The organism is Jeotgalicoccus coquinae, from assembly GCF_014207425.1.
GTDB lineage: Bacteria > Bacillota > Bacilli > Staphylococcales > Salinicoccaceae > Jeotgalicoccus > Jeotgalicoccus coquinae.
Genome location: NZ_JACHFF010000001.1, coordinates 694,435 through 706,622 on the forward strand (window position 1 = coordinate 694,435; position 12,188 = coordinate 706,622).

The following is a 12,188-nucleotide window of genomic DNA, read 5'->3' on the forward strand; positions in this document are numbered from 1 at the left end:
CACACTTGAAAAAGTGGTTAATCGCAGTTTTGGCGGCACTTATGTTCTTAACAGCATGCAGTGCAGGCGCAGTAGAGCCGATGAGCCGGTACGGTGATGAAATACAGGACTTCGAAGTAACGAATCAGAATGATGAAACGTTTACGAGAGAAGATATGGACGGTAAAGTATGGCTGTTGAGCTTTATCTTTACGAACTGTGCAACTGTATGCCCGCCGATGTCTCAAAATATGACTGCCGTAGCGCAGGAACTGGAAGAAAAGGGTATTGAGGACTACGGTATTATGAGTTTCTCAGTAGATCCTGAAGTGGATACACCGCCGGTACTGACAGAGTATGCAAGCTGGTATGATATTCCACAAAACACAGAATGGCAATTCCTGACGGGCTATGATTACAGCTTTATCAGAGGATTTGCGGAAGACAACTTTAAAACAATCGTTGCACCGCCGCCAAAAGGCAGCAACCAGGTCACACACGGCACAGCATTTTATCTTATAGATGAAAATGGAACAATTATTAAAGACTATGCCGGTGTAGACTCGGGAGATAATAAATTCCCGCAGGCGGAAGTAGTGTCTGATGTAGAGAAACTGGTTGAACAAAAAGAGGAAGAGAAGTAATTAAATGGGACATTACCTGACCAGAGGTGATGTCTTTTTTATGTCATAAATCAGCTGTTATTACACTGTTAAATTTTTAAAAAAAGTGAGATAATTGAATTGAAAGAAAATTCAATCGGGAGGGTTTTAAAATGAGAGCAGCAGTATTTTACGATGCACAGGACATTCGCGTAGAAGACATTGATGCAGCAGAGATTTCAGACGATCAGGTAAAAGTTAAAGTAGCGTGGGCCGGTATATGCGGAAGTGATTTACACGAGTATAATGCAGGTCCGATTTTTATCCCTAAAGATGAAGCATCCCCGTTAACCGGAAGAAAAGCACCACTTACTATGGGACATGAATTCTCGGGAGTAATTGAAGAGACGGGATCAAATGTAGAAGGTTTAAAACGAGGAGATAAGGTGACGATTAATCCGTTAATTACTGGTAAAGTTCACGAGAAAACTCTGGTGGATATGTACAAGGGCTTTACATTTGTAGGTCTTGGAAGTGACGGCGGTTTTGCAGATTATGTTGTAGTGAATCAGGAGAATATTGTTAAATTGAATGATGATACGTCACTGGAACTTGCAGCACTTGTTGAACCGACTGCTGTAGCATTACAGGCAATCAGAGAGTCGGAAATGAAACTGAGTGATTCTGTCGCGGTATTTGGTGCAGGACCAATCGGGCTTCTGACAGTGATTGCAGCACGGGCAGCCGGGGCAAAAGATATTATTGTCTTTGATTTAAGTGATACACGTCTGGAAAAAGCAAAAGAAGTGGGTGCAACCCATGCCGTAAACTCAGGGAATACAGATCCTGTTGAATTCGTTAAGAAATATTATCCGGATGGCGTAGACAGAACATTTGAAGTAGCAGGTGTGCCGGTGACTCTAAATCAGTCTATTGCCGTAACGCGTGCGCGCGGAATGGTTACGATCGTATCGATATTTGAGAAAGCGATAGAATTTGATCCGATGCTCCTGACAGCAAGCGGAGTCAGAATATCTTCAACACTCGCATATGAACCGGATATTTTCGAAGCAACTGTAAAAATGATGGAAAGCGGTCAGATTAATCCGTTCCCGGTTATTACAGATCATATTGAATTGGAAGACATTGTTGAAAAAGGATTTGAAGCTTTAATTAACGATAAAAGTCAGGCTAAGATTTTAGTTAAATTGAGCGGGGATAAATAAGATAGATTTCTTTATCATTTAGAACACAGGAATTAAATGTCCTGTGTTCTTTTTGATTTTATAAGATTATTCCCGGAACTTTAAGGGTAAATGATAAAAAAGGAGAGTGGATATCAATATGAGTAAATCTGTATTAATTATGGTTACAAATGCTGACACAATCGCAGGTAATAAGGATATGCCGACAGGGGTATGGCTTTCACAAGCGGCTGAACCGTATATTGCATTTCAAAGTGCAGGATTCAAAGTTGATATAGCATCACCTAAAGGTGGAACAGTACCAATCGATCCAAACTCAGTAGAGGGCGGAAATGATGATAAATTTACAGAAGTTACGAAACTGCTTCAAAATACATTGAAAATGAAAGATGTTGTTTATGAAAATTATGATGCAATATTCTTAGCAGGCGGTCACGGAGCAATGTTCGATTTCCCCGGCAACGCGGATATTCAAAACATTATGGCTTTCTTTAAAGATGATGGAAGAATTATCAGTGGAGTCTGCCACGGGCCGGCAGCATTTGCTGACGCGAAAACTAAGGATGGTAAATATTTAGTAGACGGTGTTAAATTGACTGCATTTACTAATGCTGAAGAAGATTCAGCTAAACTGTCTGAATACATGCCATTCATGCTTCAGACAAAACTTGAAGAAAACGGAGCAGGTTTTGTTAAAGGTGAAGCCGGTGAAGAACATGTCGTTTCAAGCGGCAACTTTGTCACAGGACAGAATCCGGCATCATCACAGGCAGTTGCAGATGCGGTAGTTAACAGACTAAAATAATAAATTATAACTTTGACGGTACCTTTAGACGGGGGCCGTCTTTTTTATTGGGAATTTGAACTAAGATTAGTATTATACAATTTTAAAGTACGATGTCGCTTTCCTGTCGTATTTCAAGGGCGGTTAAAGTACGACGTCGCTTCCCTGTCGTATTTCAAGGACAGTTAAAGTACGACGTCGCTTCCCTGTCGTCTTCCAAGAGCAGTTAAAGTACGACGTCGTTTCCCTGTCGTCTTCCAAGAGCAGTTAAAGTACGACGTCGTTTCCCTGTCGTCTTCCAAGGGCAGTTAAAGTACGACGCCGTTTTCCCGTCGTATTTCAAGGACAGTTAAAGTACGACGTCGTTTCCCTGTCGTCTTTCAAGAGCGGTTAAAGTACGACGTCGTTTCCCCGTCGTCTTTCAAGAGCGGTTAAAGTACGACGTCGTTTCCCTGTCGTCTTTCAAGAGCAGTTAAAGTACGACGTCGTTTCCCCGTCGTCTTTCAAGAGCGGTTAAAGTACGACGTCGTTTCCCCGTCGTCTTCTAAGAAAACAAACGAAACAAAACGACCCGGAAACATCAGTTTCCAGATCGTTTCATCAAATTATTAAGCTGCTGCTTTTTTATTCTTCATCTTGTTAACTGTCAGCATAATCGCAATTAAGATTATGATACACAATACGTTCTTCGAGAATAACGGCAGCGCTGACATGTTAATCAGTATGCCGACGCCCAGTGCGATTACACCGTACATTGGGAACTTTCCTGCGAACTGAGCGAGAACTGCTCCGAAGATTGCGGGCAGTACGAACGGAAAGACTTCCTGTACACTTTCCGGAATTATCGTTAACAGCCACAGTCCGGCAAGTATTACCGGCACAAGTATAATTTTATTGACCAGTGAAGCGGCACTGATACCGAGTGTCCCGATTATTTCACCTTCATCCGTGCCGGGTTTCACTCCGACTGCTTCCTGACATGATGCAACTGCAGGCAGACACATATTTGAAATGTTACCTGTAAAGAATGCGACATATGTTCCGGATACACCGAGTACCGGGAAGTACATCACCGGTTCTAAAAACCATACGATGGCAACAACTGCTGCATAGGCCAGGAAACTGTTAATAATTAATGAGAATCCGGGATGGAATCCCATGCCGAATGAAATATATAACGGCATTGCGAATGATATTAAAATAGCCAGCCCTAAAGTAATACGGCCCCATTTATGAGAGGCTGCTCTAAACTCCTGCATAAAAACCCCTCCGTTTTATATAAAGAAATAAACTGCGATTAAGCTGATCAGTATTGAAAATCCTAACGACCATTCTTTCAGCCAGTTAATTCCTTTTTTATTTGCGATATAGTTAAATGTGAGTGACGAAACTACAGCCACAATTGCCGTGAAAATATAAGGCGCACCTTTAATCATTTCAGCGCCGGTTAATGAACCGAATACTGCAATCATTGCTCCGCTGGCAACGATTCCCATTAAATACTCACCTTTCGGTTTAGCTGTGAGTTTTGACTGGATTTTGCTTAAGTAAGGTGTAGCAAAAAAGGTGAATATCATCCATCCGGCACCGCCGATACATAAAGTCCAGACTATCAGATTAAATATTTCAGGAGTAAAACCTTCTCCTGCCAGTGTTACCCCTGCAGATTGTGCAGACAGCTGTGCACCCATACTTTCAATTGGTGCGGATCCGATAACTCCGATTCTCATCATCGTCAGCGGGTTACCGATTAACGAAATCAGTGACACCGCTACGATAATAATCCCGATTGAAGGTCCGATTGCGGTAATAGTTCCTGTTTTAATAGCACGTTTAATATTTTCTTCACTGATACCAACATCTCTTGCTGCTTTTTTTGATAATGATAAAAATTTAAATGCCTGAAAAATAACCAGCACTATTATCGAGGATGCAAATATCCAGACAACAGGCGAGTTGGCGAAATCCATTCCCGTCATATAATAACCCCTTTGTTTATCTTTGTTTTAAGTTTTATTAATTTTCAAGACGACCCAGCACAACATCTCCTAAAGTCTTCGCACTGATTAAGAGCGAATCTTCATGTACATCAAATTTAGGATGGTGGTTAGGATAAGGATTTTCAACGCCTTCAGGTTTTGAGCCTACATGAATAAAAGTTCCGGGTGTTTTCTGGGTATAATATGCAAAATCTTCCGAACCGCTGGATGGTTTCGGATGCACAATCTCAGTAATATAAGCACCGACACTTTCAGATAGAATATCTTCTACATATTGAGTTTCCTCGGGATGGTTGTATGCAACAGGGTAGTCGTAAACATAATCGAGGTTACATTTAACATCGAATGAGCTTTCGATACCTTTGGCAATTTTTTTCATTGCTTCATGAGCAGGGACTTTATTGTCTTCATTTAAGTAACGGACTGTCCCGCGCAATGTCACTTTATCCTGTATAACGTTGTATCCGCCCGGAGCATCAAATGCAGTGACAGATACGACGACTGAATCCATCGGATCCATACGTCGTGAAACGATAGTCTGGGCTTCTGTCACAAAATAAGCGCCGGCAACAAGTGCGTCATGCGTCGTATGGGGCATAGCACCGTGTCCGCCGGAACCCTGAATAGTTAAATCAAAGTTTGAACGTCCGGCCATTGAGTTCCCGGATATCAGACCGACTTCCCCAACATCGAGCATTGGGAAAATATGAATACCGTATACTTCATCCAGATCATCAAGTATTCCTGATTCTACGATACTCTTCGCACCGCCCGGCGGTACTTCTTCAGCATGCTGATGAATGAGTTTTATCGTACCGTTCCATTCATCTTTTAATTCAATCAGTGCTTCACCCAGGTGGAGCAGATAAGCGGTATGTACATCGTGCCCGCAGGCGTGCATTACACCGTCATTTTTAGATTTAAACGGTATATCAGTTTCTTCCTGAATCGGCAGTGCGTCAAAGTCAGCCCGGAGTCCTATAGTTTTGCCCGGAGCCCTGCCGCTGATTTCAACGATAATACCGTAACCGTTTCCAACATTGGCAGTAACTTTAACATCTTTATCCTTATAAAAATTTTCGATAAATTTTGCTGTGTTTTTTTCTTTAAATGAAAGTTCCGGGTTAGCATGCAGATGCCTTCTCGTTTCAATCATTTCCTGTTCTTTTGATTCCAGTTTACTGAAAAGTTTTTCTTTTAAACTCAATTTTGAATCCCCCTTTGTATATATGGACTTAGTCTAGCACTGGAAAAATAAAATGACAAACTAAACTATTTATTCTGAAATTTAAGTTTAAAATTACAATTATGTCGTAATTATGACATTTAACTTCTTTTTTTCGTTTATTCTGAAATTTTTAGGGAATGTGAAATTATATAAATCGAGTTATTTATTTATAAAAGAAGGGGAGGATATTTATCAGGTATTTACTGCTGTTATTTGCAAGTTTTCTATTTCTGGCAGGTTGCGGATCCGATAATTCTGAAGAACCAGCAGACGATGGCACAGAAGAAGTAGAAGAAACAGAAGATGAGGGTTCAGAAGAATCAGTGGATGACAAAGAAGGTACAGGCTCTGACGAAGAAGCGGATACTGATACTGAAGGAACTGATTCAGAATCAGAAGGGGATGCATCAGACGAAGAATCAGATGAGGAATCAGAAGATACGACTGGTGAGGACAGATCAAATGAAGATTCGGAGAGAGACGATGAAGCAGAAGAAGAATCCGGGACAGAGGAAGATGATTCATCAGACAGCTCTTCTTCAGATGAAGATTCAGCATCTGCTGCATCAAAAGACTCTGACAGTGAAGAAGGCACAGAAGAAGATGACTCGGACGGTGAAGATAGTTTATCTGCAGAAACTGATTCAGATGATGCAGAGCAGTCGCAGTCAGCAGGGATCAATTTCGATGTGGCAAAAGAACAGATTACCGGTCTTGACGGTACAGAAATGACTTCAATGTTTGAACTTAACTCAGGTATAGGCGCAATGCTCGACAGTGCGGATGAATCAGATGCATCTGTTGAAGATATTTTAATGCCGAAAGAAGATGTTACTACGTATTATGCAGAGACATTTATGGTAATTAATATGTTCACAGGAGATTCAGAACAGCCGGCTGACAGTGATGCTGCAGGACTGACAGCAGAAATCGATGAGTCGGAAGACTTTGAAATATTCTCGGGCATGTATGATGCGGCACAGGATGCGATAGTGCCATATGCTTATGCAAATACAGATTCATTATTTGTTTATGAAAGCGGAATGTGGAACGATTACACAGGCCAGGCTGATGCAGATGAAGTTTACTATGCATCATATTCAAACCTGTATGATGCATTTATGGAAAGTGCTGACGTAATGAATGTTTCAGAAGACGATGAATATTATTACGTGCATAATATCGGGACAGAATCAGTATTACATGACACGTTCGGGAAACTGTTCAGCGTTGAATTTACAAACGCAGATCTTGAAAAACAGAAAAATGGCGTAGTGGGTGTTATCGATAAGGAAAATAATGAATTACTTAAAATTGCTTATCTGTCATACGCACCCGGTTTGAATGAAGGCGAGGAATTATTCATTGAAGTATCATCAATCCTTGATGATTACGGTGAATTCGATGATGGTATCACGGTGCCTGAAGGGCTTTATGAGTAGTATTGAATACAGTAATCAGATGAATTGAAAAACAATATAGGTGTTTAAAATAAAACTCTTATTCCGTAATCTAAACATTAGATTACGGTTTTTTTATTTTCACATAAAGTTATCATTCTGCGAAATCTTCTTTTTTTACTCCGGTTTTCAAATAATACAACATTTTCATTTCATTCTTTTGAAAACTGTTTATATTTAACCGCAAATTTTAAATTTATGCGATTTTACAACAATTTAACGGCGGCTTATATTGTGATTATCACGAGCTGGAGGTTAAAAATGACTCTTATCATTGTAATGGGCGGTCTGGTTTCATCTTTCCTTTACGCATTGACGCAGTCCGACAGCATTTCTTTTTTAACGAGAAGAAGCCGTTGTGATACGTGTTCAAAACATTTAAAAGTCACAGACTTGATTCCGGTCATCAGCTATATAAAAAACCGCGGACGCTGCAGTTATTGCCGCGCAGCAATTTCGGTTAACTATTTAATGGTTGAAATATTGACAATTATATTGTTTATTCTGCCGTTAATCGTTCCGCCCAGTTATGACAATATGCTTCTTTATTATCTGCTTGTCAGCATTCTTATTCCTCTTTCTGTTTATGATTTCGATACACTCCTGATTCCAACCCATATGCTCATATTGCTTTTCGTGTGCGGACTGTTTTTAACCGGCCTTGAATTTATGGATACGGGAGTCGATTTAATGTCGGTAATTATCCTCCATATTTTTTATATTTTGTTTAAAGACAAAATCGGTTACGGAGATATTCAGCTGTTTTCAATATTAACGATGATTACACCATTTGATTTTTTCATCTTCACATTTCTGTTCACATATATTATCGGGGGGATTTCAGTTATCATTCTGGATCTTTTTGAAACGCCGCGGATTACAAAGGTGCCCTTAGTACCGTTTATCGCCGCAAGTTTGTTTACAACGTTTTATCTGTACGCTGATTTTATCGATATTTACTATGGAGGGTTTTAATGACTGGTGAACTGCTTATAAGGGAAATGCATGATTCTGATAAACCCCGGGAGCGTTTGATTAACTACGGGCCCGATAAATTAACAAACCAGGAATTGCTGGCAATACTGATTAATACGGGTAACCGCAATGAATCAAGCATCAGCCTGGCCAATAAAATACTGAGGAACCTGCAGTCTGTGCGCGAACTGCGGGACATAACATATGAAGAACTGACTGCGATTAATGGCATCGGCAAGGCAAAAGCAATTACTATACTCGCTTTTATAGAACTCGCTGTCAGGATGCATACGCATTCCAGAGAAGAGGACAAATATATTCGTTCGCCAAAAGATGTGACTGATATTTTAATGGAGAAGGTCAGGTATTACAATCAGGAGCATTTTATCGTGCTGTATTTAACGACAAAAAATATGGTAATAGAAGAAAAGACATTATTTATTGGTTCTCTCAATTCGAGCATCGTCCATCCGCGCGAAATATTCAGAGAAGCGGTTAAACGCAGTGCAGCTGCTTTTGTCTGTGTTCATAATCATCCCAGCGGAGATCCGACGCCGTCTCAGGAAGATATTGAAGTGACAAAAAGATTGAGAGAATGCGGTGAGTTAATAGGAGTGGATTTCCTCGATCATATAATTATCGGCGACGGCAAGTACGTATCACTGAAAGAAATGAACTATATTTAATGGAGGCTGGTGTATGGGATTGGATATGTATTTATTACTGGAAGATATTGAAACAGGAGAATTAATCGAATACAGCTACTACAGAAAATTTAATGCACTGCAGGGATATTTTGAACAGAATTATAATATTGCGAATCCGGGGAAAATATTATTAAAAGATGATATTATGTCCGATTTATATATCAGACTGAATGAAATCAGATATTCACCTGAAAAAGCGAACCTGCTGCTGCCTTCATACCCGGGGCCGTTTTTCGGAACATATGAATACGACAGACTGTACCATTCATATGTAAATCAGGCAGCAATAGATTTTTACCATGCAAAATTTATAGATTATAAGAAATATAAATTATATTATGCATCGGACTGGTGATGCATCGAAAGTATTGTAAACTTAACCGCCGTGTATATTATATGGCGGTTCTTATGTTTGTTATTCTTATGCATAAGAAAACATTATCATAAAATAATCAAATGTATTGTATTTACCTATGTATATCTGATATATTATTGTTGTAAACAGTCCCTGTAGGGACAAAATTAGTCCCATTAAGATATGAGGGGGTTGAATCAATGTGGCAGAGTTTGATTGACATCCAGAAAAGTATTGTACCTGATATGTTATCTCACATGCTCAAGCGGCTGAATATATTAAGCTGTATTAAGAATGAACAGCCTATTGGCAGAAGAACATTGGCCAGGGAACTTGGGATGACTGAAAGAGTTTTACGCAGTGAAGTTGATAACCTTTTGGAATTGGACTTAATAAAAGTTGAATCGAAAGGTATTTCCATCTCGGAAAGCGGCAGACAGACTTTAATTAATGTCGAACCGTTTCTAACTTTAATAGAGAACCGTGATGATCTGGCACTGCAGCTGAAAGAAAAATATTCTTTAAAAGATATATTTGTAGTCAGGGGAGATGCTGATCATAATTCATTGGTTAAAGAAGAATTGGTCAGATTAATGGCAGGGGAACTGACTGCGAACCTGTTAAACGGAACGATTGTTTCTGTCGCAGGAGGTTCTACTATGGCTTTGGTCAGTAAGTTTTTAAAACCGAAGCATGACAACTTATTATTCATTCCTGCCAGAGGCGGCCTTGGAGAAGATGTTGCGTTACAGGCGAACTCGATAGTGAGCCGTCTTGCCGAGGCGACATCAGGAGAACACCGGATGCTTTACGCTCCGGACAGTATCAGTAAAGCTTCTTTGGAACTCTTAAAAGAAGAACCGATGGTCAGGGAGATTATCGATTTAAATAAACGTTCATCGCTGGTGATTCACGGTATCGGAGACGCACTGCAGATGGCATCGCGAAGAAATGTCACTCCGGATGTGATTTCGAAACTGGAAAATGACAATGCAGTGGGTGAAGTTTTCGGGTTTTACTTTGATGCCGACGGAAACGTAGTCCATAAGGTAGATACTATTGGACTGCAGCTGGCAGACCTTAAAAATAAAGATTCTATTTTTGCCGTCGCAGGCGGAGATGGAAAAAAAGAAGCAGTAAAAGCATATTTGAAACTGGCACCGGAAAATACAATTTTATTTATAGATGAAGTAATAGCAGAACACTTATTAGGATAATATAAGGGAGGCCATATTAATGGTTAGAGTAGCAATTAATGGATTTGGAAGAATTGGCAGACTTGCAGCAAGAGAAATTCAAAATTATGAAGATATGGAAGTAGTTGCAGTTAATGATTTAACGGATGACGACTTTTTAGCACACTTGTTCAAATATGATTCAACTCAGGGGCGTTTTGACGGAGATATCGAAGTACTCGAAAACGGCTTTAAGATTAACGACCGTGAAGTAAAATCATTCACTGAAAAAGATCCTGCCAACTTGCCTTGGGGAGATCTTGATATTGATATCGTACTTGAATGTACAGGATTTTTCACTGACGAAAAAGATGCGGGAAAACATCTTGATGCCGGTGCTAAAAAAGTATTAATTTCGGCACCTGGTAAAGGCGATATGAAAACAATTGTTTACGGTGTAAATGAAAATACGCTTGATGGTAGTGAGAAAATAGTTTCAGCAGCATCATGTACTACAAACTGTCTGGCACCTGTCGTTAAAGTTCTGAATGATGAATTCGGGATTAAACAGGGTCTGATGACTACAATCCATGCGTATACGGGAGACCAGAACACATTGGATGCGCCACATGCAAAAGGCGATTACCGCCGTGCACGTGCAGCAGCAGAAAACATCGTGCCTAACTCTACAGGTGCAGCGAAAGCAATCGGTCTTGTACTGCCTGAACTTAAAGGTAAACTGGACGGCGGTGCGCAGCGTGTTCCGGTAGCAACCGGCTCATTGACAGAAGTGACTGTAACATTGGATAAAAAAGTTTCAGCTGAAGAGGTAAATACTGCGATGAAGAATGCAGCAAATCCTTCATTCGGCTATAATGAAGATGAAATTGTATCGACTGATATTATCGGCATCAAAGAAGGTTCGCTGTTTGACGCAACTCAGACACGCGTACTTGAAGTAGATGGCAATCAGCTTGTGAGAGCCGTTGCATGGTATGACAATGAAATGTCTTATACTGCACAGCTTGTACGTACTTTAAACCATTTGGTAACACAATAATAAACGTGGCATGACGGGTGGATATTCCACCCGTTTTTTTATTTGATTAAATTATTTCTGACCTGTATATGAAAGTAAATGAAATCATTGATCCGACAGTAAAAGCACCTCGGTTGTTATTTCAGCGGGGTGCTTATTAAATCAGTTTTCTTTTAAATTTTTGTTCACTTCACTTACGAATATTACAGTGGGAGTGACAACGCCGAGAAAACCTTCAAATAATGAAATATACCGTATGGGACCGATTGGATTTAAGTCACCGTAACCGATAGAAAGCAGGGTGGACCCGCTGTAATATATCATTTCAGCAAAGTCATGATCTTTCATGACAGTGCCCTGATTACTGTCTATTAATATTGGTGTTGAAAAAGACATCACAAAATATATTAGCGCAAAGATTATTGTGAGAGAAATCATTACTGTAAAAATATAAAGATAAAGCGGCCATTGCAGAGAAAAATTATGTGTATTTTTCATTTCTCCTTTTTTCTTCGCGAATGCACCGATTTGAAACAGGAAAAATAATATAAACAGAGTCAAAATTACGTGGGACATCTAATCACTCCCGAAAGGTTACATGCAGTAACACACCTGAATGTATATTGATTTATAAATTCCCTGTTTCACGGGTGATAAAACTCTCATTTACACGGGAACT

General features: G+C 39.9%; 13 protein-coding genes. 9 read left to right on the forward strand and 4 right to left on the reverse strand.

The features are described 5' to 3' along the window. Positions 1–5: 5 nt before the first annotated feature. The 3 genes from HNR41_RS03350 (at position 6) to HNR41_RS03360 (ending at position 2,591) form a co-directional block, all read left to right on the forward strand. Positions 6–623, forward strand: a complete 618-nt coding sequence (locus HNR41_RS03350; protein ID WP_184281731.1) for an SCO family protein — start codon at positions 6–8, stop codon at positions 621–623. A 131-nt stretch (positions 624–754) separates the two neighbouring features. Continuing rightward, positions 755–1,807, forward strand: coding sequence for a 2,3-butanediol dehydrogenase (locus HNR41_RS03355; RefSeq protein ID WP_184281732.1), 1,053 nt, complete (start codon positions 755–757; stop codon positions 1,805–1,807). Between the two features lie 118 nt (positions 1,808–1,925). After that, positions 1,926–2,591, forward strand: coding sequence for a type 1 glutamine amidotransferase domain-containing protein (locus HNR41_RS03360; RefSeq protein ID WP_184281734.1), 666 nt, complete (start codon positions 1,926–1,928; stop codon positions 2,589–2,591). 587 nt (positions 2,592–3,178) lie between these two features. Here the strand turns inward: HNR41_RS03360 and HNR41_RS03365 are convergent. The 3 genes from HNR41_RS03365 to HNR41_RS03375 are packed head-to-tail and all read right to left on the reverse strand — an operon-like array spanning position 3,179 to position 5,777. After that, a complete protein-coding gene (locus HNR41_RS03365) occupies positions 3,179–3,829 on the reverse strand; it encodes a small-conductance mechanosensitive channel (RefSeq protein ID WP_184281736.1) in 651 nt (216 codons plus the stop codon). A gap of 15 nt (positions 3,830–3,844) precedes the next feature. Next, a complete protein-coding gene (locus HNR41_RS03370; RefSeq protein WP_184281738.1) occupies positions 3,845–4,549 on the reverse strand; it encodes a DUF5058 family protein in 705 nt (234 codons plus the stop codon). A gap of 37 nt (positions 4,550–4,586) precedes the next feature. After that, on the reverse strand, positions 4,587–5,777 hold the full coding sequence (locus HNR41_RS03375) for an amidohydrolase (RefSeq protein WP_229714920.1): 1,191 nt from the start codon (positions 5,775–5,777) through the stop codon (positions 4,587–4,589). A 344-nt stretch (positions 5,778–6,121) separates the two neighbouring features. Here HNR41_RS03375 and HNR41_RS03380 point away from each other — a divergent pair, with 344 nt between their 5' ends. The 6 genes from HNR41_RS03380 (at position 6,122) to gap (ending at position 11,530) form a co-directional block, all read left to right on the forward strand. After that, positions 6,122–7,240, forward strand: a complete 1,119-nt coding sequence (locus HNR41_RS03380; protein ID WP_184281740.1) for a hypothetical protein — start codon at positions 6,122–6,124, stop codon at positions 7,238–7,240. A 279-nt stretch (positions 7,241–7,519) separates the two neighbouring features. Continuing rightward, entirely contained in the window at positions 7,520–8,233 is a 714-nt protein-coding gene (locus HNR41_RS03385; RefSeq protein ID WP_184281742.1) for a prepilin peptidase, read from the forward strand. Next, a complete protein-coding gene (gene radC / locus HNR41_RS03390) occupies positions 8,233–8,919 on the forward strand; it encodes a RadC family protein (protein WP_184281744.1) in 687 nt (228 codons plus the stop codon). Before HNR41_RS03385 ends, radC begins: the two co-directional genes overlap by 1 nt. 13 nt (positions 8,920–8,932) lie before the next feature. After that, positions 8,933–9,295 carry a hypothetical protein gene (locus HNR41_RS03395; protein ID WP_184281746.1) on the forward strand — a complete coding sequence of 121 codons (363 nt, stop codon included), beginning with the start codon at positions 8,933–8,935 and terminating at the stop codon, positions 9,293–9,295. A 200-nt stretch (positions 9,296–9,495) separates the two neighbouring features. Further along, entirely contained in the window at positions 9,496–10,512 is a 1,017-nt protein-coding gene (locus HNR41_RS03400) for a sugar-binding transcriptional regulator (RefSeq protein WP_184281748.1), read from the forward strand. A 19-nt stretch (positions 10,513–10,531) separates the two neighbouring features. Then, positions 10,532–11,530 (forward strand): type I glyceraldehyde-3-phosphate dehydrogenase, encoded by a 999-nt coding sequence (gene gap, locus HNR41_RS03405; protein ID WP_184281750.1) that lies wholly within the window; start codon positions 10,532–10,534, stop codon positions 11,528–11,530. Between the two features lie 141 nt (positions 11,531–11,671). Here the strand turns inward: gap and HNR41_RS03410 are convergent, their stop codons facing one another. Next, on the reverse strand, positions 11,672–12,085 hold the full coding sequence (locus HNR41_RS03410; protein ID WP_184281752.1) for an ion channel: 414 nt from the start codon (positions 12,083–12,085) through the stop codon (positions 11,672–11,674). Positions 12,086–12,188: the final 103 nt, after the last annotated feature.